Annotated in this window: 25 protein-coding genes; 16 read left to right on the forward strand and 9 right to left on the reverse strand. The window is 53.3% G+C overall.

Annotated features, from left to right (window positions below; all coding sequences use genetic code 11):
* Nucleotide 1 precedes the first annotated feature (1 nt).
* From paaB to paaG, 4 genes are all read right to left on the reverse strand, one after another.
* A complete protein-coding gene (gene paaB / locus AC1WNR_RS03110) occupies nt 2-283 on the reverse strand; it encodes a 1,2-phenylacetyl-CoA epoxidase subunit PaaB (protein WP_481643080.1) in 282 nt (93 codons plus the stop codon).
* A gap of 17 nt (nt 284-300) precedes the next feature.
* Nucleotides 301-1,290: a 1,2-phenylacetyl-CoA epoxidase subunit PaaA gene (gene paaA / locus AC1WNR_RS03115; protein ID WP_481645354.1), complete on the reverse strand. Its 990-nt coding sequence runs from the start codon at nt 1,288-1,290 to the stop codon at nt 301-303.
* Nucleotides 1,291-1,427: 137 nt separating this feature from the next.
* Nucleotides 1,428-2,744, reverse strand: coding sequence for a phenylacetate--CoA ligase PaaK (gene paaK, locus AC1WNR_RS03120; RefSeq protein ID WP_481643081.1), 1,317 nt, complete (start codon nt 2,742-2,744; stop codon nt 1,428-1,430).
* 15 nt (nt 2,745-2,759) lie between these two features.
* Nucleotides 2,760-3,551 (reverse strand): 2-(1,2-epoxy-1,2-dihydrophenyl)acetyl-CoA isomerase PaaG, encoded by a 792-nt coding sequence (paaG, locus tag AC1WNR_RS03125; protein WP_481643082.1) that lies wholly within the window; start codon nt 3,549-3,551, stop codon nt 2,760-2,762.
* A 154-nt stretch (nt 3,552-3,705) separates the two neighbouring features.
* On the opposite strand from paaG, the gene paaX reads away from it, so the two are divergent.
* A complete protein-coding gene (gene paaX / locus AC1WNR_RS03130; RefSeq protein WP_481643083.1) occupies nt 3,706-4,626 on the forward strand; it encodes a phenylacetic acid degradation operon negative regulatory protein PaaX in 921 nt (306 codons plus the stop codon).
* Nucleotides 4,627-4,733: 107 nt separating this feature from the next.
* Here paaX and paaI read toward each other — a convergent pair whose 3' ends face one another.
* The 4 genes from paaI to AC1WNR_RS03150 form a co-directional block, all read right to left on the reverse strand.
* On the reverse strand, nt 4,734-5,165 hold the full coding sequence (gene paaI, locus AC1WNR_RS03135) for a hydroxyphenylacetyl-CoA thioesterase PaaI (protein WP_481643084.1): 432 nt from the start codon (nt 5,163-5,165) through the stop codon (nt 4,734-4,736).
* Between the two features lie 14 nt (nt 5,166-5,179).
* Nucleotides 5,180-5,941: a class II aldolase/adducin family protein gene (locus AC1WNR_RS03140; RefSeq protein WP_481643085.1), complete on the reverse strand. Its 762-nt coding sequence runs from the start codon at nt 5,939-5,941 to the stop codon at nt 5,180-5,182.
* A 225-nt stretch (nt 5,942-6,166) separates the two neighbouring features.
* Nucleotides 6,167-7,195, reverse strand: coding sequence for an NADP(H)-dependent aldo-keto reductase (locus AC1WNR_RS03145; RefSeq protein ID WP_481643086.1), 1,029 nt, complete (start codon nt 7,193-7,195; stop codon nt 6,167-6,169).
* Between the two features lie 12 nt (nt 7,196-7,207).
* Nucleotides 7,208-7,807, reverse strand: coding sequence for an acyltransferase (locus AC1WNR_RS03150; RefSeq protein WP_481643087.1), 600 nt, complete (start codon nt 7,805-7,807; stop codon nt 7,208-7,210).
* Nucleotides 7,808-7,894: 87 nt separating this feature from the next.
* On the opposite strand from AC1WNR_RS03150, the gene AC1WNR_RS03155 reads away from it, so the two are divergent.
* From AC1WNR_RS03155 to AC1WNR_RS03215, 13 genes are all read left to right on the forward strand, one after another.
* Nucleotides 7,895-8,683, forward strand: a complete 789-nt coding sequence (locus tag AC1WNR_RS03155; RefSeq protein ID WP_481643088.1) for an enoyl-CoA hydratase-related protein — start codon at nt 7,895-7,897, stop codon at nt 8,681-8,683.
* A 78-nt stretch (nt 8,684-8,761) separates the two neighbouring features.
* Nucleotides 8,762-9,226 carry a 4-hydroxylaminobenzoate lyase gene (locus AC1WNR_RS03160; protein ID WP_481643089.1) on the forward strand — a complete coding sequence of 155 codons (465 nt, stop codon included), beginning with the start codon at nt 8,762-8,764 and terminating at the stop codon, nt 9,224-9,226.
* Nucleotides 9,227-9,339: 113 nt separating this feature from the next.
* Complete coding sequence (locus tag AC1WNR_RS03165) at nt 9,340-10,926, forward strand: benzoate-CoA ligase family protein (protein WP_481643090.1); 1,587 nt, start codon at nt 9,340-9,342, stop codon at nt 10,924-10,926.
* Nucleotides 10,927-10,950: 24 nt separating this feature from the next.
* A complete protein-coding gene (locus AC1WNR_RS03170; protein WP_481643091.1) occupies nt 10,951-11,733 on the forward strand; it encodes an alpha/beta fold hydrolase in 783 nt (260 codons plus the stop codon).
* Nucleotides 11,734-11,752: 19 nt separating this feature from the next.
* On the forward strand, nt 11,753-13,285 hold the full coding sequence (locus AC1WNR_RS03175) for a 3,4-dehydroadipyl-CoA semialdehyde dehydrogenase (protein ID WP_481643092.1): 1,533 nt from the start codon (nt 11,753-11,755) through the stop codon (nt 13,283-13,285).
* Between the two features lie 7 nt (nt 13,286-13,292).
* Complete coding sequence (locus AC1WNR_RS03180; RefSeq protein ID WP_481643093.1) at nt 13,293-14,075, forward strand: enoyl-CoA hydratase-related protein; 783 nt, start codon at nt 13,293-13,295, stop codon at nt 14,073-14,075.
* 5 nt (nt 14,076-14,080) lie between these two features.
* The gene (locus tag AC1WNR_RS03185; protein ID WP_481643094.1) at nt 14,081-15,625 is read left to right on the forward strand and encodes a 3-hydroxyacyl-CoA dehydrogenase; all 1,545 of its coding nucleotides are present in this window, start codon (nt 14,081-14,083) and stop codon (nt 15,623-15,625) included.
* A 13-nt stretch (nt 15,626-15,638) separates the two neighbouring features.
* The gene (pcaF, locus tag AC1WNR_RS03190; protein ID WP_481643095.1) at nt 15,639-16,844 is read left to right on the forward strand and encodes a 3-oxoadipyl-CoA thiolase; all 1,206 of its coding nucleotides are present in this window, start codon (nt 15,639-15,641) and stop codon (nt 16,842-16,844) included.
* 174 nt (nt 16,845-17,018) lie between these two features.
* Entirely contained in the window at nt 17,019-18,665 is a 1,647-nt protein-coding gene (gene boxC, locus AC1WNR_RS03195; RefSeq protein WP_481643096.1) for a 2,3-epoxybenzoyl-CoA dihydrolase, read from the forward strand.
* Between the two features lie 50 nt (nt 18,666-18,715).
* Complete coding sequence (gene boxB / locus AC1WNR_RS03200) at nt 18,716-20,167, forward strand: benzoyl-CoA 2,3-epoxidase subunit BoxB (RefSeq protein WP_481643097.1); 1,452 nt, start codon at nt 18,716-18,718, stop codon at nt 20,165-20,167.
* Between the two features lie 99 nt (nt 20,168-20,266).
* Nucleotides 20,267-21,466, forward strand: a complete 1,200-nt coding sequence (gene boxA, locus AC1WNR_RS03205; RefSeq protein WP_481643098.1) for a benzoyl-CoA 2,3-epoxidase subunit BoxA — start codon at nt 20,267-20,269, stop codon at nt 21,464-21,466.
* A 19-nt stretch (nt 21,467-21,485) separates the two neighbouring features.
* Nucleotides 21,486-21,923, forward strand: coding sequence for an acyl-CoA thioesterase (locus AC1WNR_RS03210; protein WP_481643099.1), 438 nt, complete (start codon nt 21,486-21,488; stop codon nt 21,921-21,923).
* Nucleotides 21,916-22,812 carry a helix-turn-helix transcriptional regulator gene (locus AC1WNR_RS03215; RefSeq protein ID WP_481643100.1) on the forward strand — a complete coding sequence of 299 codons (897 nt, stop codon included), beginning with the start codon at nt 21,916-21,918 and terminating at the stop codon, nt 22,810-22,812. Before AC1WNR_RS03210 ends, AC1WNR_RS03215 begins: the two co-directional genes overlap by 8 nt.
* Before the next feature lie 7 nt (nt 22,813-22,819).
* On the opposite strand, the gene AC1WNR_RS03220 is transcribed toward AC1WNR_RS03215, so the two are convergent.
* Entirely contained in the window at nt 22,820-23,110 is a 291-nt protein-coding gene (locus tag AC1WNR_RS03220; RefSeq protein ID WP_481643101.1) for a hypothetical protein, read from the reverse strand.
* 203 nt (nt 23,111-23,313) lie between these two features.
* Between AC1WNR_RS03220 and maiA the strand changes: the two genes are divergently transcribed.
* On the forward strand, nt 23,314-23,955 hold the full coding sequence (gene maiA, locus AC1WNR_RS03225) for a maleylacetoacetate isomerase (protein WP_481643102.1): 642 nt from the start codon (nt 23,314-23,316) through the stop codon (nt 23,953-23,955).
* Between the two features lie 13 nt (nt 23,956-23,968).
* Nucleotides 23,969-25,015, forward strand: a complete 1,047-nt coding sequence (locus tag AC1WNR_RS03230) for a cupin domain-containing protein (protein ID WP_481643103.1) — start codon at nt 23,969-23,971, stop codon at nt 25,013-25,015.
* Nucleotides 25,016-25,037 lie beyond the last annotated feature (22 nt).

Raw genomic sequence — 25,037 nt, forward strand, 5'->3', positions numbered from 1 at the left:
CTTACATGTGTCCGACTTCGTCAGGCAGTTCGTAGAAGCTGGCATGACGATAGACCTTGTCATCAGCGGCATCGAACAGTGCCTCTTTCTCATCGCTAGCTGTGGCGGTAATCGCGGTAGATGGAACCACCCAGATACTCACGCCTTCGCTGCGGCGGGTGTAGAGGTCGCGCGCATTTTCGATCGCCATCTCAGCATCAGCAGCATGTACACTGCCGACATGCTTGTGGTTAAGGCCGTGTTTGCTGCGCACAAATACTTCAAAAAGGGTCCAGTCAGCCATCGATACTCTCCTGCTGGTTACGCAGCGTTACGTTGTTGTTTTTTCTTCGCGTGAGCGATTGCCGCCTCGCGCACCCAGGCGCCTTCATCGATCGCCTTTTTGCGCTGAGCGACGCGTTCTCTGTTACACGGACCATTGCCTTTGAGCACTTCGTAGAACTCACTCCAATCGATCTCACCAAACTCCCAGTGACCTGTCTCTTCGTTGTACTTAAGGTCTGGGTCTGGGACGGTACAGCCAAGAATCTTCAGTTGAGGAATCGTCTGGTCGATAAAGCGCTGACGTAGTTCATCATTGGAGTGGCGTTTAATCTTCCACGCCATCGACTGCGCCGAGTTAGGCGAGTTGGCATCAGACGGGCCGAACATCATCAGCACGGGCCACCAGAAACGGTTGATGGAGTCCTGCACCATTGCCTTCTGCGCATCATTACCATGCGTCATCATATGCAGCAGGATTTCGTAACCCTGGCGTTGATGGAAACTCTCCTCTTTACAGACACGGATCATCGCGCGTGCATAGGGGCCGTAAGAGGTGCGTTGCAGTGGGACCTGGTTGACGATAGCCGCTCCATCAACCAACCAGCCTATGGTACCCATATCGGCCCAGTTCAGTGTTGGGTAGTTGAAGATACTGGAGTACTTCGCCTTACCCTCGTGCATTCTCTGCACCTCTTCATCGCGATCGGCACCGAGTGTCTCCATCGCAGAGTAGAGGTAGAGGCCGTGGCCAGCTTCGTCCTGAATCTTCGCCATCAACTGCAGCTTGCGCTTGAGTGTCGGCGCACGTGTCACCCAGTTTCCTTCGGGCAGCATACCAACAATCTCTGAGTGGGCATGTTGTGAGATCTGGCGAATCAGTGTCTTGCGATACGCTTCGGGCATCCAGTTTTTCGGCTCAATTTTGATATCCGCGTCAATGCGCTCTTGGAAGGCGCGCTCCTGCTCGGACATCGACTCCAGGTCACGAACACCCTTGCTACCGGTCTCTACCATCTGTGCATACATCAGTCGGCTCTCCTGATTAAACTGCATTTATGATACCTAAAGTAACTTTAATTAGTAAGTTTTGTATCATATTGAATCGAAAAAATAGCCTGAAAAATCTGCATCACAGTTTGATCAGGCTTGCTGGGTCACGGGAGTTAGCTGTTTCTCTCGTCCCAGACGCGTTTTGCCTTACCCTCAGAGCGGGCGATGGTGCCTTGGTCGCGCAGGGTGACGGCTACGCTAATACCCACTGAAGATTTCACATGGTGTTTAAGCTGGCTGACCAGCTCTTGCTGCTCTGCGGTGCTGAGGTTAGCCCCATCCGGGCGCAACTCCACATGTACGTTCATATTGTCGAGGTTGCCTTCGCGCGTCAGGTGAATCTCGTAGTTCTCTGAGAACTGCGGGATCTTAACCACCTCTTCCTCAATCTGCGTCGGGAAGACGTTAACCCCACGGATAATCATCATGTCATCGCTTCGGCCCGTGATCTTATCAATACGGCGCATCGGGCGAGCTGTACCCGGTAGTAATCGAGTCAGGTCGCGCGTGCGGTAGCGGATCATTGGTAGGCCCTCTTTTGTGAGTGTGGTGAACACCAGCTCACCCATCTCACCGTCCGCGACAGGCTCGCCGGTTTCAGGGTTAATGATCTCGGGGTAGAAGTGATCCTCCCAGACGGTTGGGCCGTCCTGAGTTTCGCCGCACTCCTGCGCCACGCCTGGTCCCATAATTTCTGACAGGCCATAGATGTCAGTCGCGCGAATATCGAGTCGACGCTCAATCGACTGACGCAGGTCGTTGGTCCAAGGCTCGGCGCCAAAGATCCCCAGTCGCAGTTTCAGTCTGTGTGGATCAACGCCCTGGCGCTCCATCTCATCCGCGATATTAAGCATGTAGGATGGGGTGACCATGATGATATCCGGATCGAAATCATGAATGAGGCGCACCTGTTTCTCTGTCTGTCCGCCGGACATGGGGATTACCGTACAACCGAGGCGTTCGGCACCATAGTGTGCGCCCAAGCCGCCAGTAAAGAGGCCGTAACCGTAAGAGACATGGACTTTGTCACCCGGTTTGCCGCCGGCAGCGCGAATCGAGCGCGCCATCAATTCGGCCCAAGTGTCGATATCGTTCTGGGTGTAGCCGACAACGGTTGGTTGCCCGGTGGTTCCGCTTGAGGCGTGTAGACGAACAATCTGATTCATCGGCGTTGCAAACATACCGTAGGGGTAGTTATCACGCAGATCACTCTTGTAGGTAAATGGCAGCTTTGCGATATCGCTTAGTTGTTTGATATCACTGGGGTGTACACCTTTTTCATCGAAGCGCTGTTTGTACATCGGTACGTTGTCATAAGCGTGCTGCACGCTCCACTGCAGACGTAACAGCTGCGTGGCGCGTAGCTGATCAACCGATGCAGTCTCTAGTGGATCAAGGCGGTCAGGACGGAATTCGTTTAATTTGTTCATCATCACTCTCCTCAACTACTTGCCACTAAACTGCGCAGGACGTTTCTCTATAAAGGCCATAACACCTTCGCGATAATCAGCTGAAGCGCCGGCCTGACTCTGTAACTGCTTCTCCAGTTCAAGCTGCGCACTCAGATCGTTAGTCTGGCTAGCTGCAAGCGCCTGTTTGGTCAAGGCTAAACCTAGAGTAGGTTGGTTAGCAAAATGAGTCGCCAGTTTGGTCGCCTCTGCCTGCAGTTCCTCATCATCAACCACTGAGTAGATCATGCCCCATTCTAGAGCTTTCTCGGCGCTCAAAGGTTCGCCAAGCATCGCCAGCTGTTTAGCGCGCGCCATGCCGACCAAACGCGGCAGGAACCAGGTTCCACCCGAGTCAGGTATCAGCCCGATCTTACAGAACGCCTGAATAAACTTGGCCGAACGTGCCGCGATAACAAAATCACAAGCGAGCGGAATGTTCGCGCCGGCACCTGCCGCTATGCCGTTTACAGCACAGATGGTTGGCATAGGTAGGTTGCTGAGCTTCTCCAGCATGGGGTTGTAGAAACGCTCGATAACGGGCGCCAGATCTGGCATGGGATCGGCCGGTTTTACCAGTGGATCGGAAAGATCTTGTCCAGCGCAGAAGCCGCGCCCCTCGCCGCTGAGAAGCAACACGCGCACGCTTGAATCCTGGCTAACCTGTTCGAGTGCCTGGTACATCTCAAGGTGCATCGCCTTGTGGAATGAGTTGAGCGTCTCGGGTCGGTTAAGACTGATTCGGGCAATACCCTCCTCGACCGAGAATAGAATGTGTTCAAAGGCCATCGCTCTGAGCTCCGGTTTTTATAATTATCTAATCGATCAATCAAGATTGGCTTAAAAATAGATACAATTCAATCTCAAAAACAATAAATCTTGTATCACTTTTGCTCTAGCCCTACTCTTACTGGACTCCATCAAGATCAACTAAGGTTAGTTAATGTATCAACCCGCCAGCCTGGCATCGCTCTTAGAACACTTTCAGCAGCAGACGCCGCTGCGTGCTTCTTCGCTCATTATCAGTGTCTGGGGTGATGCACTGGAACCGCGCTCGAGTTCGGTTTGGCTTGGCAGTCTGATTAAGCTCTTTGAACCCTTTGGCATAAACGAGCGTCTGGTTCGTACATCGATCTTCCGCTTGGCTAAAGATGGTTGGTTGACTAGCGAAAAGGTGGGGCGGCGCAGTTACTACCAACTGAGCGACTCCGGGCATCAGCGATTCGAGGACGCCTTCCGACGCGTCTACGGCAGTGCCCAGACCAGTTGGGATGGCCGCTGGTTGCTGGTAAATCTGCATCTGTTGAGCACTGAAGAGCGCAAGCTGATTGTAGAGCGTCTGCAGTTACTCGGTTTCGGCCCTTTTGGCAGCTCGCTCTATGCAAGCCCATCGATTGAATCCGCCAGTGTCGAAGCGCTAGTGCGTAAGATGGGTTTAGACAATCGGGTCGTTTTGTCAGTAACCGAAAGCAGAGGCACGAAGGCAGATCCCGCAATGCAGGCTCTGGTCCATCAGGGTTGGAATCTCGAAGAGCTTGAGCAGGGCTATCAGAGCTTTGTGCAGGTTTTTCATAAGCTGTGGCAGGAGATCAAGTCGCGCGAGAACCTCGAACCTCAATCTGCCTTTATGGCTCGTACACTGATGATCCATGAGTATCGCAAGTTGGCGCTTCGTGACCCCTCGCTGCCGGACGCTATGCTTCCGAAAAATTGGTCGGGGCATAGTGCGCACCAGCTCTGCAGGAACCTCTATCACCGGCTTACACCAGCTACAGAGCGCTGGTTAGGGGATTCGCTCGAATCGGCGATGGGTCCGATGCCTGGACCGAATCACAGTTTTTACCAGCGTTTTGATTGCATCTAGCGTTGCAAATGAATGAGCGATGTAGCGCAAAGCGCTGTTTCGCGACCTGCTGCAGCCGACAAATAGAAGCTGTCCTTTTCGCGCAATACGCTGCGCGTACAGCGCTCCTACATAGGAGTGAGAATCGTTCCATTCAAACGGTGTGATTTACCCCGAAACAGCGCGATCAGTTCACCCGCTTCGTTCTCAACCTGGATATCATAAACACCTGTGCGGCCACGCTGCGCCGTGCGACTCGCCTTAGCGGTCAACCGTTCGTCAGTGTGCGCCGCATTCAAGTATTCAATAGCCACAGACGCTGCAACGTTGGGTTCATTCTCACTGTTGCAGGCAAACGCAAATGCGCTATCCGCCAACGAGAAGATCATTCCGCCGTGACAGGTGCCGTGCCCGTTGGTCATCCAATCTTGTACCTGCATGCTCAGTGTCGCTGTGCCCGGCGAAACCGCATCTATCTGGATCCCCAGATGATCGATCAGGCCATCTCCCTGTTTCAGTGCATCGCGACAGGCTTCGGCAAGCTGTTGAGAATCGCTCATCTTCACTCCTCGGTTTAGCGCTTAAAACTCGGATCCTGGCGTTCAACGATTCGAATCATCGCGGCAAGCGAATCTTCGCCTGCGCCGTATTTCGGGTTAAAGTTGAGCGAATCACGTACACAGTTATTCAGTACCTGCTCCGGGATCTCCCTCGCTTTGCCCATGGAGCTGGTCGCCAGTTGCACTTCGCAGGCACGCGTCAGCAGCCACATCAATGAGAACGCCTGCGCCAAGGTGGAGCCGATGACTACCGGCCCATGGTTACGCAGCAGTAACAATTGCTTGTCACCTGCGCTGGCCAAGATACGCTCGCCCTCATCGGCATGCACCGTAATCCCCTCGAAGTCGTGATAAGCGATCTTGCCGTAGAGCTGAGCTGAGTAGAAGTTGGTAAAGCTCAACCCCTCATCCAGACAGCAAACCGCCATGGTCGGCGTGGTGTGCACATGCATCACGCAATGAGCATTAGAAACGCGTTTGTGGATCTCGCCGTGGAAGGTAAAACCGGCTGGGTTAATCGGCCAGTCAGAGTGTCCGATGATATTCCCGTCGATATCGACCTTAACCAGATTAGATGCCGTGATCTCGGAGTAGTGCAGGCCAAAGGGGTTGATCAGAAAGTGATCCGCACCCCCTGGTGCGCGCAGAGAGATGTGGTTGTAGATGAGCTCCTCCCACTTCAGGTGCGCAAATGCTCGATACACCCCCGCGAGCTGAACACGCGCCTGCCACTCTTCATCAGAATACTGAGTTGGGTGCTCATAATATTTGGCCATCGCGATTCTCTTTTCAGAAAATGTATTTCATCTAATGCTATCGGCAATAGGCTGTTGAAACTAGCTTTTGCTAACTAGGGTCAACACTCAGCACGCAATCTCGACCCTCTGGTGCCTGTTGCAAACGGTCGCACATCCATGTGCGCTCGTCTAAACTAGTACACCGAGACCCGGATGACCGGCAGGTTGCCCAGCCCTTCAAGTGTCTAGCTCCCTCAGATGCTGTTAGGGCGCCGGATTAGGCTGACCGGCATGAATCTTATTGATCGCCTTAAGCTGATCCTTGTCCAACGTAATCTCTTGAGATGCGATGTTGGCTTTCAGCTGTTCCATAGTGGTCGCGCCAATAATCGTAGAGAGCACAAATGGCTGCTGACGCACCCACGCCAATGCCATCTGCGCTGGATCCATCCCCCAGCTCTCGGCTAGGTCGCAGTAGGCATCGATCGACTGAGTCGATTGTGGGCTGCTGTAACGGGCGAAGCGTTCGAACAGGGTGATACGCGCTTTCGGTGGTTTGGCACCATTGCGGTACTTGCCGCTCAGAGCGCCAAAAGCCATAGGCGAGTAGGCCAGTAGGCCCACATCCTCGCGGTGCGAGATCTCCGCCATACCGATCTCGTAGACGCGGCTCAGCAGGTTGTAGACATTCTGTACCGATTCGATCTTCGGTAGACCCATAGAGCGTGCCAACTCGATGTAGCGCATGGTGCCCCAGGGGTTCTCATTCGAAAGACCGATTGATCGAATCTTGCCGCTCTTGATTAGCGTCTGTAGCGCCTCTAGTGTCTCTTGAATTGGCGTGTCATCGCTCTCGCGGTGACGGTAGCCGAGCTGACCAAAGATATTGGTGCTGCGCTCTGGCCAGTGCAGTTGGTAGAGATCGATGTACTCGGTCTGCATACGGCGCAGACTGTCGTCGACCGCCTGGGTTAGGTAATCGAGGTTATGCTTAGGGCCGCCGCGCAGGTAGTCCATGCTGGCGCCGGGGCCGGCTGCCTTAGTGGCGATTACCCAATCTTCACGGCGACCATTCTTTGCCAGCCAACTACCGATGATCTCTTCTGAGCGGCCAGCTGTTTCGGCAACCGGCGGTACCGGATACATCTCGGCGCAGTCCATAAAGTTGATGCCGTTATCGAGCGCATAGCTGATCTGCTCATGCCCTTCAGCCTCGGTATTCTGCTCGCCCCAGGTCATGGTGCCGAGGCAAAGCTTGGATACGGCGCGGCCGTTAATTGTGGTTAGCGACATGTTGGCTCTTCCTTAAACGGTATCTTGTTTGGGCTTAACTTTCTTACCCACTTGAATGGTTTTTCGGTTCGGCTCAGCTTCTGTCAGTGCGCTGCACTCGACACAGCTCTCCAGCGAGATCTCGGCCAGCGCCATATAAGCTTCGGTACCCGAGTGTTTCCAGGTCATCTCTTGCTCGCTTAGCGGGCGAGACACTTTTGCAGGAGTACCGAGGATCATCGATTCTGCCGGCATCTGATCGCCGGTTTTCACAAAGCTGTGGGCGCCAACAAAAGAGCGTGCGCCAATTTCAGCCTTGTCCATAATGGTTGCACCCATGCCGATCAGTGCGCCTGTACGAATAACACAGCCATGCAGTGTGGCACCGTGACCGATGTGGCCGTAGTCTTCAACGACAACAGTAATGTCCTGAAAACTGTGTACGACCACACAGTCCTGGATGTTAACACCCTCGCCTAAGTGGATGGGGCCAAAGTCGCCCCGTAGGCTCGCTAGAGGGCCGATATAGCACTTGGGCCCAATATGCACATCACCAATAATAACGGCGGTAGGGTGGACGTAGGCGCTAGGGTGTATAACGGGAGTTACTCCGGCGAGTCTGTAAATAGGCATAGATCAACAATCCGGTACTTTTTAATCGAAAGATGTAATATATTGCATATTCGCGCCAATGAGTAGAACTAATAACAAAGGTCCTTTATGAGTCTCGATGCCGCTCAATTCCCCTCGCTACTGCTGGAGCCACAGGGCTCTGTACTTCTGATCCGCTTCAATCGCCCGCGTGAGCTTAATGCCCTCTCAACCGATATGCTCGGCCAGATAGCCGGCGCTCTCGTGCAGGCGGATGCTGATCCTGAGGTGAAGGTGAGTGTTTTGACAGGTGGTCAGCGTGCCTTTGCAGCGGGCGCGGATATTGACGAGTTACAACGCAAAACCGGCGCAATGGTTGCCACTGATCCGCGCAATGAGCACTGGGCAGCAATCCGAAATCTGAATAAACCGGTTATTGGTGCCGTGAATGGTTTCTGTTTGGGTGGCGGCAATGAGTTGGCGATGCTGTGCGACTTCCTCCTAGCTGGCACCAATGCTCAATTCGGCCAGCCCGAGATCAATCTCGGAATTTTGCCAGGTGCCGGTGGAACCCAGCGTCTGGCCGCACTGGCCGGTAAAGGGATGGCGATGCGCTGGATCCTCACCGGTGAGTTTATTGACGCACAGCAGGCATTGAGTATTGGGTTGGTGACTGAGGTGTGCGAGCCCGAGCTGACTGAGGAGCGCGCCTTAGCATTAGCGCAGATGATCTGTAAGAAGGCTCCATTGGCGATTACCGAAATAAAACAAGCGATCAAAGCGGCAACTGACACTCCGCTGGACGCGGGGCTTGCGGTTGAGCGTGAAGCCTTTGCGCGCTTGTTGGACTCTGAAGATAAACTTGAGGGGATCGCTGCGTTTAAAGAGAAGCGCGGGGCGAATTTCACCGGGAAGTAGTGGATGGAACTATTGTGCATTGACATGAATCACTAAAGCGCACTATAAATCATATTATAATTTATTTGAGGATGAGACATGAGCGTTGAGCGTCTGCATGAAGTGCTGCAGCCCGTGACCGAATGGCTAGCCGATAAGGCGATCGGTTCTGAACTAACCGAGGATCTAAACGCGAGTTTTTCTGCTGGCAGTGATTGGTATCAAGAGGTGCTATCGCTTTGTCAGCAGGGGGCTGCTGAGGGGTGGGTTTGTCAGTATGAGGCCGGCGGCATTAAGTATGGGCGCGTGTTCAAGCCGAGCGCTGAGCTAAACAACTTCTCAGTTGATATCGTGCTAATGAAAGATGTAGTCGGTCCGCATCACGCCCATCCTCAAGGCGAAGTCGATCTGGTGCTGCCTCTGACTGCAGGCGCAGCCTTTGACGGTACATCGGAAGGTTGGAAGGTCTATCCGCCAGAGAGTGCGCATAAGCCGACCGTTACAGGTGGAGAGGCCTACGTAATCTATTTCCTGCCCAACGGAGAGATTAAATTCACCCGCTAGGGCGTGCACACAGAACAAACGAACAGAGTAAGAATCGAACCCCTTAGAATTACTCAGTCTTAAGAATTACATAGAAAGTAACGACCTATATAACAATAAATAGGACACGAGAGATGAACCAGAATCTAAGCAGCGCTGATCACAGCGTCGTGCCTCCTCAGATCACCATTCCACGTCAGTACAACGCCGCGCGTGACCTTATGGGTCGCAACCTCGAGGCGGGGCGTGGAGATAAAACCGCATACATCGACGACCAAGGTAGCATCACCTATGCGCAGCTCGACGCGCGTTCGAGCGCGTTTGGCTCCAGGCTCAACAGCCTGGGTCTGCAGCAGGAGCAGCGACTTTTCCTCTGTGTGCTCGACTGCATCGATTGGCCAGTGGCTTTCCTCGGCTCGATCAAAGCAGGTGTAGTTCCGGTGGCCGCCAATACACTGCTGACGCCGAAAGACTACGCCTACATGCTCAGCGATAGCCGCGCCAAAGTGGCTGTGGTATCGCCAACGCATCTGGAGATGTTTTTAGAGCTGCGCAACGAAATCCCATCGCTTGAGACGATTGTTGTAGCAGGCAGCGAGCGTGATGGCGCCGATCTCACGGTGGCAGAGTTAGAGCAGGGCGGTGATCGCGCGTTTGTGGGGGCTGATACCACCTGTGATGACCCCTGTTTTTGGCTCTACTCGTCGGGCTCCACCGGTGCTCCGAAAGGCACTGTGCACATTCAATCGAGCATCATTCAGACAGCTGAACTTTTCGGTACGCAGGTCTTGGAGATGTCCGATAAGGATGTGATCTTTTCTGCCGCTAAACTGTTCTTTGCCTACGGTTTGGGTAATGGACTGAGCTTCCCAATTGCTGTGGGTGCGACCACCATATTGATGGCAGAGCGTCCCACACCCGATGCTGTCTATAAGCGCTTGGTGGATCATCAGCCAACCGTATTCTGCGGTGTACCAACTTTGTACGCGGGCATGTTGGCGGCGCCTAACAAGCCGTATAAAGAACAACTTGCGGTGCGTGTCGGTACCTCCGCGGGTGAAGCGCTGCCAGAAGAGCTACAGACCCGTTGGCGTGAAGCCTTTGGTACCGAAATTATCGATGGCATCGGTTCTACTGAGATGCTGCACATCTTCCTATCTAACCGACTCGATGATGTGGCGCCGGGCACTACCGGTAAGCCAGTACCGGGCTATGAAGTGAAGTTGATTGATGCTGAGGGTAACGAGGTCCCTCAGGGAGAGATCGGTGACCTGATTATCAAAGGCCCAAGCAGCGCAATCATGTACTGGAATAACCGTCTTAAGTCGGTCGCGACCTTCCGCGGTGAGTGGACTTTCAGCGGCGATAAGTACCTGGTGAACGAACAGGGTTACTACGTCTATGCAGGTCGCTCTGATGACATGCTCAAAGTGAGCGGCATCTATGTGTCACCTGCTGAGGTCGAGGCGACTCTTATCAAACACGAAGCCGTGCTTGAGGCAGCGGTTGTCGGTGCAGCTGATGAAAATGAGCTGATCAAACCTAAGGCGTTTATCGTGCTGCAGCAGGGTGTTAGCGGTGATGATGCACTGCGCGCGCAGCTCAAGGATTTCGTTAAGGCGAATCTGGCACCACACAAATACCCTCGTTGGTTTGAGTTTGTAGAGGATCTGCCAAAGACTGCGACAGGTAAAATACAGCGCTTCAAACTGCGTGCCTGATTGTTACTCAGTTGAGAACAGATAATGACTCAATTTCTAACAGTCAAAGGGGCTCTACTTGAAGTAGAAACCTTCAAGGCAGAGTCCGGTCGTGCTGCGGATACCGCATTGGTGTTGCTGCATGAAGGTCTGGGTTGCATTGCGCTATGGAAAGACTTTCCGCAACGCCTTGCTGATAAGACCGGTTTGGATGTGGTTGCCTACAGCCGTATGGGCTATGGCAACTCCTCGCCAGTCGAGACGCCACGCCCGCTAAATTACATGCAGATTGAGGGAGAGGATTGGGTGCCCGAGGTGCTCAACCTCTTGCCCTACAAACGCTTTATTTTGGTCGGTCACAGTGATGGCGGCTCCATTGCTCTGGTGCACTCCGGCTCTCATCCGGGAGAGCGACTGCTGGGTACGGTGACGCTCGCAGCTCACGTCCACAATGAACCTCTTTGCGTTGCGAGTATCGAGAAGGCGAAAGAGGCCTATGAGTCCGGCACTCTGCGTGAGGGCTTGGCGCGTCATCATGGCGATAATGTGGACTGCGCCTTCTGGGGTTGGAATCAGGCCTGGCTGCATCCAGATTTTCTCGACTTTAATATCGAAGAGTATCTGCCACGCATTGAAGTGCCCGTGCTCGCCATTCAGGGTGAGAAGGACGAATACGGTAGTAAAAAGCAGGTAGACACCATTGTTGCGTTAGCGGGAGGCCCCGCTGAAGGCCTGATGATCCCTAACTGTCGCCACTCGATTCACCGCGATGCGCAAGAGACGCTGCTCAACGCGGTCGATACTTTTTCCAAACAACTAGTTTCTTAATTTAGGTAGTACTTTTTATATGCGTATGCAGAGTTACATTGCAGGGCAGTGGCAGGATAACGGTCAAGTTGTAGGCCAAGCTCACTGTGCTCTTGATGGTTCAGTGATGGCAGAAATAGCTGGGCATGACCTAAACGGCGGGCAGATTCTTGATTATGCTCGCAACGTCGGCAGTCCCGCGCTGCGTGAGCTAACTTACTTGCAGCGCGCCGAACTGATCAAACAGATTGCAGCAGTGCTCGGTGAGAACAAAGATCGCTATGCCGAGCTTAGCGCCAGAAACAACGGCGCAACGGCGATGGATACCTTCCTTGATGTTGAGGGCGGTATAGGCACGATGAAGTACTACGCTTCTATTGGTAAGCGCCTAGGCGAGCGTCGTTGGATGGCGGAAGGGGATTTGGAGCAGCTCACGAAAGATGAGAACTTCCGTGCTCTGCACGTGCTGACGCCGATTCGTGGTGCCGCTGTTCATATCAACGCCTTCAACTTCCCTGCTTGGGGTATGTTGGAGAAACTGAGCGTATCGCTCTTATCAGGTGTTGCGACTGTGGTTAAACCGGCAGCTGCGACCCTCCCGGTAGCTTGGGCTATGGCGCAGGACATCGTAGCGGCTGATATTTTGCCGGCTGGAGCTTTTACGTTCTTGGCGGGCGGTGGCCGAGATCTGGCTGACTATTTAACGTCAGAGGATGCACTGGCCTTTACCGGCTCAGCGGACACAGCTGCCATGTTTGCGGCTCATCCACGCATAATCAGCGAGGCGGTCCGTTTCAATGCCGAAGCAGATAGTATTAACTCGATTGTGATGGGGCCAGATCTTACGCCAGAGTCCGCCGGCTTTAAATCGTTTGTGCATGAAGCCTCAAAAGAGATGACGGTGAAAGCGGGTCAGAAGTGTACCGCGGTACGGCGCATTTTTGTGCCGGCTGCACACCTTGAAGCAGCTCAAGCGGCATTGATCGCCAAGCTCTCCAAAAACGTTCTGGGTAATCCTGCGGATGAGGGCGTAACTTACGGCCCGCTTGTTAGTGCCTCTCAGAAGCAGGCGGCGGTTGAGGGTGTGGCCGCCCTCTCATCCGAGACTGAGGTTGTGTTTGAAGGTGCCGCAGGTGGGAATTCAGAAGGCTTCTACTTCACGCAGAAATTGCTGCTATGTAAGGAACCCGCGACAGCCAAAACGGTACATGAAACTGAGGTGTTTGGTCCCGTTGCGACGCTAATGCCTTACGAGTCCGAAGAACAGTTGTTTGACCTAGTGCGTCGCGGCGGCGGCTCGTTGGTCAGCTCAGTATTCACGAACGACGATAACTTTATGATTGAAGCGGTGCAGCAATTGGGTACTACTCACGGCCGGTTACTGTTTGTAGATGACAGTATCAGTCGCTCGCATACCGGTCACGGTAATGTCATGCCGATGTGTATCCACGGCGGCCCAGGGCGCGCCGGTGGTGGTCAGGAGTTGGGTGGCCTGCGTGGTCTCAATTTCTACCATGCGCGCACTGCGGTGCAAGCTAACTTAGCGCGGGTCACTGCGCTGCAAGAGGGGTAAAAATTCTATGTCACTGTCAAACACCTACGAGTGTCTGCAGGTCAGTGAGGCGAACGGGGTGGTTGAGCTTAAGCTTAGCCGCCCCGATCGTCTTAATGCGTTTAGCAAAACCATGCATGCTGAGCTGAAGCTTGCGCTCAAAGAGGTCGAGCGTTTTGAGGGTTTGCGCGTGTTAGTACTCACTGGCGAAGGCCGGGCATTTTGTGCCGGACAAGACCTTGAGGAGCGTCGTATTCCTGAGGGGGAGCCCAAACCTGATCTTGGCGACTCGCTGAAGAATATCTACAGCCCCTTGGTAATGCGTCTGCGTAAGCTTCCCGTACCTGTTGTTGCGGCCGTGAACGGTGTGGCGGCAGGAGCAGGTGCCTCTCTGGCGTTAGCCTGTGACATTATCATTGCTAAACGTAGTGCTAAATTCACCTTCCCATTTAGCTATCTCGGATTGATCCCGGATGCCGGTGCCACCTCGAGTCTTGTCCGTGCGGTTGGTCAGGCGCGTGCGATGGCGATTGTGATGTTGGGTGAGGTTGTTACCGCTCAGCAAGCAGCCGACTGGGGTTTGATCTGGAAAACGGTCGACGACGAGGCATTTGATGCAGAGGTTGCTGCCTGTGCGCAGAATTTGGCCGGCCGACCTGCTTTGGGTATGGAGATGGCCAAGCGTGCACTCTACCGTGCGTCGGAAAATGATTTTGAAACTCAGTTGGAGCTCGAGAGCCAGTGCCAGAAGTTGGCCGGTCGTAATCCGCTCTACTGGGAAACCGTGCAACAGTTTTTGGATAAGAAGTGAGCCTTATGAACTACAGAACTCAAGCAGAGATTAAAACTGTTGGCGTTATCGGTGCTGGCACCATGGGAGCGGGTATCGCTCAGGTCGCTGCGCAAGCGGGTCTTGATGTAGTGCTGTTCGATTTGAGCTCAGAGGCTCTCGAACGTGCTAAAGCGAACCTGCGCAAATCGATGGATAAATTGGTCGCTCGCGGCAAGTTCAGTGCTGCTGATGCTGAGGGTATCTGTGCTCGTGCCAGCTACGCCAGTGAGCTGCAAGCAGTTTCTGGCTGTGATCTGGTGGTAGAGGCGATTGTTGAGCGCTTGGATGTGAAACAGAAACTGTTTGCTGATCTTGAGGCGATATGTGCGCCAGAGACGATTTTGGCAACGAATACTTCGTCGATCTCCGTGACAGCGATTGGTGCTGGGCTCAAAGACCCTGCACGTCTGGCGGGTCTGCACTTCTTTAATCCAGCGCCCATTATGAAGCTGGTTGAGGTGATTAAGGGTCTGGCAACCGACCAGGCAGTTATCGATACCTTACTGGGGCTTGCCAAAGGCTGGGGCAAGGTTGCAGTAGCCGCGAAGAGCTCGCCTGGCTTTATCGTAAACCGGGTCGCGCGTCCGTTTTATGCCGAGGGTCTGCGCCTCGCTGAAGAGGGTGTGGCTGAACCTGCGCGCATCGATACCCTAATGCGTGAAGCGGGCGGATTTCGCATGGGTCCATTCGAGTTGATGGATCTGATCGGACAGGATGTAAACTACGCAGTGACCTGCTCAGTCTTTGATGCTTACTATCAAGACCCACGATTTAAACCGTCGTTGATGCAGAAAGATCTGGTCGACGCGGGATGGCTTGGCCGCAAGAGCGGGCGTGGATTTTATCAGTACTCTGAGGGTAAGCCTGTCACGGCTCCACTGGAGTGGGATGAGATCCGCTTTGGCGGCTTCTTTAATATCAGCAGCGTGGTTGAGTCCGCTGCGATCAAACCGCTGATCGACCGTATCCAAGCACGCGGTATCGAAATCCCCTCGCGCTCTGAGGGCGTTGATGGTGAGATCCAGTTCAATAATGGCGCGACCCTTGTGCTGACAAACGGCCAAACGACTCTCGAGCGATCGCTGGAAGAGGATAATCCGCTGCTGATCCAGATGGATCTGGCACTGGATTACGGCAGCTGTGAATCACTGGCGCTATCAACGCATCCAGAGTGTCCCGAAGAGGTGTGGACGGAAGTCTACGCAATGTTTGATTTCATAGGTGTGAAAACCCGTGTCGTAAAAGACCTGCCAGGGCTGGTCGTGATGCGTACGGTGGCAATGCTGATTAACGAAGCGGCTGATGCGCTGCACTACGATATTGCGGATGCGGCCGGCATTGACGCTGCGATGCAGTCAGGCGTCAACTACCCAACAGGACTGTTAGGCTGGGCCGACAAAATTGGTACGGCTTATATCGCAGATGTACTCGATAACATTAGCCTCTTCTACGGTGATGACCGCTACCGCTTGTCGCCCGCTTTGAGTCAGCGTGCGCTGATCAATGCGCCTTTTTACCCAGTTAACTAATCGGAGATCAATCATGAGTGAAGCTTTTATTTGCGCGGCAAAACGTTCGGCGATTGGTCGTTACGCGGGTGGTCTGGCAGCGGTACGTCCAGACGATATGTTAGGTCAGATTATCGCCGGTACCTTGGCGCAGGTTGAGGGTCTCGACCCCGCGTTGATCGACGATGTGATCATGGGCTGTGCTAACCAGGCCGGTGAAGATAACCGTAACGTGGCGCGCATGTCGGTGCTGTTGGGTGGTCTGCCGACTTCGGTACCGGCTGCGACTATCAACCGTCTCTGTGGTTCTGGTTTGGATGCTGTTGGCACCATTGCGCGAGGTATTCGTGCCGGAGATCTGCAGATTGGCCTCGCTGGTGGTGTGGAGTCTATGACGCGTGCGCCTTTTGTTATGGGCAAAGCCGACACTGCTTTCGGTCGGGCACAGAAACTTGAAGATACCACGATGGGCTGGCGCTTGATCAACCCTGTGATGAAAGCGACGCACGGTATCGATTCGATGCCGCAGACGGCCGACAACGTGGCGGTTGAGTACGGTATCTCACGCGAGGCGCAGGATGAGTTCGCCTTTCACTCTCAGGCTAAAGCCGCTGCTGCTCAAAAGGCCGGTCTGTTTGCCGAGGAGATCCTGCCGATTGAGATCCGGGATCGCAGAGGCAATGTGACTACTTTTGAAGTCGATGAGCATCCGCGTGAGACCACTTTGGAGAAACTCGCGACGCTGCGCACAGTTAATAATGATGAAAGCGCAACAGTCACCGCTGGTAACGCTTCAGGTATTAATGATGGCGCCTGTGCGGTTCTGATTGCCAGTGAAGAGGCGGCCAAGCAGCATGATCTAACGCCGCGTGCGCGCGTGTTGGGGATGGCTACTTCCGGCCTTGATCCGCGCATTATGGGCGTTGGCCCAATCGAAGCGGTGAAAAAGGCGTTGCGTTTGACTGGGCTCACGCTGGATCAGATGGATATCATCGAATTGAACGAAGCCTTCTCTGCGCAGGCCCTTGGTGTACTGATCGGTTTGAACCTAGATCCAAAAGATCCGCGTCTTAACCCTCAGGGCGGTGCAATAGCGCTGGGCCACCCTCTTGGTATGAGTGGTGCACGTCTGGTGACGACTGCACTGCATCAATTGGAGCGAAATGGCGGTAAATATGCACTATGCACCATGTGTATCGGTGTAGGGCAGGGTATCGCTGCCGTTATCGAGCGAGTTTAGAGCGGCTCTAGTGAACTATATTGGTAGTTGTGTGCGTAGGAGTGCATAATATTTCGAGTTGTGTGGAAAAATATTGCATTTTATTGTTGTAAATCAATTTAATGTGAAATATAGTGCATATCAACAAGTGAGAAACATAAGCACAACTATAAAATTTTTCGGAAATATGCAGAGATGATCAACTTTCAGACCAGCCCAGCCCAGTACAACCACTGGAAACTAGAATTCGAAGGCGAGGTTTGTCGCCTGATTATGGATGTAAACCCGTCGGCTACGTTGGCAGAGGGCTACGAGCTCAAGATGAACTCGTACGACCTCGGCGTAGACATTGAACTGAACGATGCACTCCAGCGCATCCGTTTCGAACACCCTGAGGTTAAGTCTGTTGTGATCACCTCTGGCAACGAGAAGATCTTCTGTGCCGGTGCGAACATCAAGATGCTGGGTCTCTCGACGCACGCTCACAAGGTCAACTTCTGTAAGTTTACCAACGAAACTCGCAACTCTATTGAAGATTCAAGTGAGAACTCTGGCCTGAAATTCCTCTGTGCGGTGAACGGCACAGCTGCGGGCGGTGGTTACGAGTTGGCGCTGGCAGCTGATGAGATCTACCTGATTGATGATGGTAAAACGTCTGTCTCTCTGCCAGAGGTACCGCTGTTAGCAGTACTGCCCGGTACCGGTGGTCTTACGCGCGTAGTCGATAAGCGTAAAGTACGTCGCGACCGCGCAGACATCTTCTGTTCAATCGAAGAGGGTGCCGTAGGTCAGAAAGCGGTTGATTGGCGCTTAGTCGACGCATCAATTCCGCGCTCGAAGTTTGCTGATGCCGTGAGCCAGCGCGCAGCAGAACTGGCGGCACTGTCTGACCGTCCAGGTGGCCAAGGCTGTGAACTCCAGCCGCTGACGCGCACAATCACCGATAGCGGTGTTGAATACTCTACGGTTTCAGTTGAGGTAGATCGCGAAGGGCGCACTGCAACTGTGACCATCAAAACGAATGATGCCGCGATGCCAGCTGATGCTAATGCTGCTTTGACTCAGGGTTCTGACTTCTGGGCGCTGCGTATGACGCGTGAACTTGACGACGCAATTCTGCACCTGCGTGCAAATGAGCTGGAAGAGGGCGTTATGATCTTTAAGACAGCAGGCGACCTAGATGCAGTCCTCGCGGCTGATGCCTTCTTGCAAGCAAATGCGGGTCACTGGTTCATTCGTGAAACCATCGCTTACTTCAAGCGTGTAATGAAGCGTGTTGATATGACATCTCGCACGTTGGTAACCCTAGTGGAGCCAGGCAGCTGTTTCGGTGGTCTACTGGCCGAACTGATGTTTGCCGCTGATCGCTGCTACATGCTCGAAGGTCAGTTCGAAGGCGACGATACCCCAGAAGCACAGGTTGCTCTGACAGCAATGAACTTCGGCACGCTGCCAATGAGTAATGCTATCTCACGCCTGGATACCCGTTTCCTGGGCGAGCCAGAGTCAGTTGAGAAAGCGCAGACAACGATCGGTCAAAAACTGGATGCTGCGGCCTGCAATGAGCTGGGTCTAGTGACTGACGCACTTGACGATATCGACTGGGAAGATGAAGTACCACACGTGATTCAGTCACGTGCGAGCTACTCACCGGATGCTCTGACTGGCTTGGAAGCTAACTTGCGCTTCGCTGGCCCAGAGACCATGGAAACTAAGATTTTTGGACGTCTCACTGCTTGGCAGAACTGGATCTTCCAACGTCCAAATGCAGTTGCAGAGGGTGGCGCCCTGAAACTGTACGGTACAGGTACACGCCCAACTTACGATTTCAAACGTGTGTAAGACACTGTTAATACACACTAAATAGTACGGAAGGTTTGGAGATTACAACAATGAGCACTGATGTTCGCGTAGAAGTAAATTACGATGACCTGATTCCAAACAACGTCGGCCTGTCGGAAGACCGTCGTCTGCTGAAAGCATTGGAAGAGTGGCACCCTAAGTTTCTAGAGTGGTGGGGTGACCTGGGTCCAGATGGCTTCAATGACAAGGAAGTTTACCTGCGTACCGCGGTGGGCGTAGATCCTAAAGGCTGGGCTGTTTTTGGCCACGTTAAGATGCCTGAGTACCGTTGGGGTGTCCTGCTGGCTCCACAGGTCGAGGGTCGTACCATTCCGTTCGGTAAGCACAAAGGCGAGCCAGCTTGGCAGGAAGTTCCAGCTGAGTACCGTTCACTACTGCGTCGCATGATCGTGGTACAGGGTGACACTGAGCCTGCGTCAGTAGAGCAGCAGCGTCATCTGGGTGCGACAGCGCCCTCACTGTACGACATGCGCAACCTGTTCCAGATCAACGTGGAAGAGGGTCGTCACCTCTGGGCAATGGTCTACCTGCTGATGAAGTATTTCGGTAAGGAGGGTCGTGAAGAGGCGAAGATGATGCTGGAGCGTAACTCAGGCAACGAAGATAAGCCGCGTATCCTGGGTGCTTTCAACGAAGAGACACCAGACTGGTTGTCATTCTTTATGTTCACTTACTTCACTGACCGTGACGGTAAGATGCAGCTTGAGTCTCTGGCTCAGTCCGGTTTCGACCCACTCTCTCGTACCTGCCGATTCATGCTAACCGAAGAGGCGCACCACATGTTCGTTGGTGAGTCTGGCGTGATGCGTGTGTTGGAGCGCACCTGTCAGGTGATGAAAGAAGCGGGTGTCACTGACCCTAGCGACATCGAAGCAGTGCGTGCGTTGGGCGTAATTGACCTGCCGACCATTCAGAAGAAGTTGAACTTCCACATGGCTGTAACGCTGGACCTGTTCGGTGCTGAGCTGTCGACTAACGGTGCTGCTGCGTTTGAAGCGGGTATCAAAGGTCGCTACATGGAAGAGAAGCTCGACGACGATCATCAGCTATACAACGACAAGTACCCAGTACTGCAGGTTGTTGACGGTAAACTGGTTGAAGTTGAAGAGGATGCAATTGCTGCGATCAATGGTCGTCTGCTGGATGACTACATCAAGGATGCAACTAGCGGAATCAAGCGTTGGAACAAAGCGATCGCTAAAGCTGGCGTTGAGTTCGAGCTGGTACCACCGCACAAAGCCTTCAACCGCAAGATTGGTACATTTGCTGATATTCACGTTACACCTGCTGGTGAGATCGTTGATGCGGCTACCTTTGAAGCGAACCTGGAAAACTGGTTGCCAAATGACTCGGATCTTGAGTTTATCAACAGCTTGATGGTTCAGTGCACCGAGCCAGGGCAGTACGCGAACTGGATTGCACCACCGAAGGTGGGTGTTAACCAGCAGGCGTCTGACTTCGAGTACGTCAAACTGGCTTAAGCCTCTGCCTCTAAATTGAGGCAACTCGCTCGGCGCCGCTCCTCCCCTGAGCGTGCGCCGAGCAGACTAATAAAAGAGAAAAATTCGAGAGTTATCATCATGACATCTTTGCGCCAGCACCTAATTGATCCTGAAGTTTGTATTCGTTGTAACACCTGCGAAGAGAATTGCCCGGTAGAGGGTGCGATTGAGCACAACGATGACAACTATGTTGTTAATGCCGACCACTGTAACGGCTGTATGAGCTGTATCGCACCTTGTCCGACAGGGGCAATCGATAGCTGGCGCATGGTGACTGAGGCCTACTCGCTAGAGGATCAGTACTCTTGGGATGAACTGCCTGAAGAGATTGAGTTTGAGAACCTCGAAGAGGGCGAGGCTGGCAACTCAGAGGTAACTGAAATTTTGGATGTGGCTCATGCTGGCAGTGGCGCAGTACCTGCCCCAGCTACGGCGAGCACGCCGCAAGTAAACCTCTGGACTCGTGAGAAACCCGCTATCGCCAAAGTGACCGGTAACTTCCGCATCACTGACGAAGATACCGAGTCAGATATTCACCACATCGTTCTAGACTTTGGCTCCCAGAGCTACCCGGTTCTCGAGGGTCAGTCGATTGGTATTATTCCTCCCGGCGTGGATGCTAAGGGCAAGCCGCATCTGGTACGTCTCTACTCTATTGCGAGTGCACGCGATGGCGAGCGCCCGGGGTATAACAACCTGGCTCTTACGATTAAACGCGTCACTTTTGAAGCCGATGGCGAGCAGAAGCAGGGTGTGGGTTCGGGTTACATGTGTGACCTACAGAAGGGTGATGAAGTTCAAGTGACTGGCCCCTTCGGTAGCACATTCTTGATGCCTAACGATCCAGACGCAAATCTAATGATGATCTGTACTGGCACAGGTGCAGCACCTTTCCGTGGTATGACGGAGCGTCGTCGCCGTCTTGCTGCGAATGGTAAGGGTAAGATGATGCTCTTCTTTGGCGCGCGTACGCCGGCTGAGCTGCCGTACTTCGGTCCGCTACAGAAGGTTCCCGTCGGTCTGTTGGAACAGGAGCTGGTATTCTCCCGCTCGGGTGATGAGAAAGAGTACGTGCAGGATCGCATGCTTAAACGCGCTGATGACGTCGCTGCCTTGCTAGCTGACAGTAACACCTACATCTACATCTGTGGCCTCAAAGGCATGGAAGAGGGTGTAGAGGCGAGCTTCAATCAGATTTGTGCCGATAAAGGGTTGGATTGGTCTGAACTGCGTGCTGAACTCAAGTCTCAGGGCCGTTACCATATCGAGACCTACTAACCAGCGTTAAGGGCCTAAGATGCAGGCACCGCTTATCTACAAACGTCGCCCCCAGTGGGGCGACACCGACGCTGCCCGTATCGTCTACACGGGTAAGATCGCTGACTATATTCTCGAGGCGATCGATCACCTCATGCGTGAAGTGCTTGAGATGCCTTGGTTCGAGCTCAACCTTGATGAACAGATTGGTACTCCCTTCGTCTCCGTGAAATATGATATCTTTGCGCCGTTAACACCGCGTGGTGAGCTGGAGTGTAAAGTGCTGGTTAATAAGGTTGGCCAGTCCTCCGTAGGCTTTCATGTGGTGATTCGAAATCACGAAGGGAAGCGCTGCGTCGAAGCAGAGACGGTTAACGTGTTCGTCAATAATAAGACGATGACTAAGATCGATATCCCACCCAAATACAGAGAGCGACTGGAGGCCTACGTGGCCGCTTGCGGAGAGATGGATGTCTGAACTACGAACTCAACTGCCTCAGGGCGAAGCTGACCTCGATACCTATATCGAGCTGATTGGCAACCGAGTTCGTGCGCTGCGTGCCAAACGCGGTATGACCCGCAAGGGTCTGTCGAAAGACTCTGATGTGTCGGAGCGCTATCTGGCGCAGCTCGAGACCGGCAAGGCCAATATCACCCTAGCGGTGCTATGGCGTATAGCAGAAGCCTTCGATATACCCTTCTCTGAACTGATTCCCGACAAAAGCCGTGATGGCATTAGCCCGCTGCTCTCCAACTTCCTTATTCGTCTGGATGCTGATAAGCAGATGACTGCGCTGCAGTTACTGAAGCGCCGCTTCAGTGAGCAGATTAATGCGGGTCACGGTATTGCACTAGTAGGCTTGCGCGGTGCCGGTAAGACAACGCTGGGTCAGCAATTGGCTGATCAGGCGGGTGTGCGCTTTATCCGTCTCACTAGTCTGATGGAAGAGCTGGCGAATATGTCTGTGGCCGAGATGCTCGATCTGGGTGGCCAGAAGAAGTTCCGCCGCGTAGAGGCTCAGGCGCTGGAACATGTGTTGGAGTTGAATGAGCCAGTTGTGCTTGAGACTGGCGGATCGCTGGTATCGCAGACTGAGACCTTCAATGCGCTGCTTGAGAACTTCTTCTCTGTATGGGTTAAGGCCTCTCCTGAAGAGCATCTGCGTCGTGTAATGGACCAAGGCGATACGCGCCCAATGGATGGTTTCAAAGAGGCGATTGAGGATCTGAAGCTGATCCTTGAAGAGCGCGAACCTGAGTACCGCCAAGCGGACTACGTGTTAGATACTTCTGAACGCACCGAGGTAGATTGCCTTTCAGAGCTGCGAAAAGTGGCCGGTGCCTTTCTGGCGTCCGAGCGAACTTAGGTTAACACTACTCACGAGAAAGTATCTCGATCCGCGAAGAGTCTGCGTCGCAGGTAACCTTCACCAGAAGTTTCGGACAATCGGTTTGCGTAGCTATAGTGAAGAGCTCTTTTATTGGGAAGTCGATAGGTACCGGAATATCCAGCGCCATAGCGGATGCGCATACACTGCGAGCTATACCCAACGCGGAACCGTAGTCGGTTGCAAGTTCTCTATTGAATAAAAAGTATGCAGACGCATCCGAGCGCGTGATCGTTAGCTCGGTCAGATAGAGGTGAGATTTCTCTTGCCTACCCATTTGTATGTCCAGCAGTTATGAGTAATAAGCATAACCTGTTTGCAATCACTTGCAATTCAAACGTTAAGAATAATTCTCATACCCTACTACCAAAAGGAATGTTTTCGGTTGAAGTGCAGTCATCCCAGAGGCCAGCGGTTTTTATTCTGCTGCAAATAGTTAATAATCGTTGTATATAACAACAATTCGCCGGAGCCTGTGCCGTGCAACTCTACAGTTTCTGTTTTAGCTCAACTTCATATCGTGTCCGCATCGCGCTGTCGCTGAAAGGGATCGAACACGACTACGTGGGTGTCAATTTGCGCGCCGGTGAACAGCGTAGCGAATCATACGTTCAGTTGAACCCGGCGAAAGGCGTTCCTGTGCTGGTAACTGATGCTGGCGATGAGATTACTCAATCGATGGCGATCCTCAACTACCTCGAGGAGTGCTTTCCAGAGCCGGCTCTGCTACCGACTGATGCTCTGGCTAAAGCTCGAGTACTGGAACTGTGCAACATCATTGCCTGCGATATGCATCCTGTGAATAACCTGCGCATTCTGGCCTATATCCAAGGTGAATTGGGTGCCAGCGATGAACAGAGGGATGCGTGGTACAAGCATTGGATTGCGGAAGGTATGAGCGCTGTTGAAGCGCAACTGAATAAGCACGGTTTTGGGGACTTCTGTTTCGGTGATACACCGACGCTTGCCGATGTCTGCTTGGTTCCCCAGGTCACCAATGCGCTGCGCTTTAACTGTGATATGAGTGCTTATCCAAGAGCTATGGCAATCTATCAGCACTGCACCGCGCTACCCGAGTTTGAGCGTGCAGCCGCCGCAAATCAGCCCGATATGATCAAATAATAGGGGCAGTATCATGACCACGTTAGGAACCCTCGAAGAGTTACCCATTGAGTATCGTGATGCACTGACTGAACGCAATCTAGTACCGCTTTGGCCAGCAATGCGCTCGGTGTTGCCATACAAAGTGCCGACGCGAGACACCTCGGTTATCAACTGGGACTACCAGAGCATTCGTCCACTGCTGATGCAGGCCGGCGAACTGACACCGATTGAGAAAGCCGAGCGTCGCGTGCTGATTCTGGCCAATCCCGGTCATGGACTAGAGAATATCCAAGCTACGCCGAGTATCTACCTTGGTATGCAGCTGATTCTGCCCGGTGAAACTGCTCCTAACCATCGCCATACCCCCAGCGCAGTGCGCGTGATTGTGGAGGGTGAAGGTGCCTTTACCACTGTGGATGGTGAACCCTGCAAAATGGAGCGTGGCGACCTTATTCTTACGCCCGCCGGCAAGTGGCACGAGCATACTCATGAGGGGGATGGCCCGATCGTATGGTTGGATGTGCTCGACCTGCCGCTGATGTACCGTCTAAACGGCTCTTGGGCGATTGAGGGCGAGTTACAGAGCAGCGATAAAACCCGCGATAAATCCTACTCGGACTACAGCACTTCAGGCGTGGTGCCTAATATCGGGTTCCAGCGCGTGAACGATAGTTCACCCCAGTTGCGTTACCCCTGGTCGAAAACTCGTGCCTGTCTGACGGAGATGGCGCTTGAACACGCCGAGGGCCTGCTGAGCATCTCCTATGTGAATCCCGAAAGTGGCAAGAGTATCTTCCCGAGCATCGGCTTTGGGGCGATTATGCTGCGCCCGGGTGAGAGTCAGCGTCTTCCTAAACGCACGACACCGGTCGTGTTTCATGTAATCGAAGGCGCCGGAGCCATGGCTGTTGAGGGGCATCCTTCAACGGATGGTTCACCGCTCGCTTTTGTCGAAAAAGATACACTGAGTGCGCCGGGTTACACCCATATCACGCTAACTAATAGCTCAACGACTGAGCCCCTTTTCTTGATGACGGCTGACGAGAGTCCGCTGCATGAATATCTGGGTATTTTTTAAACCCTTTTTGAATGAGACTGAT

It is taken from the genome of Marinobacterium marisflavi, assembly GCF_982447095.1.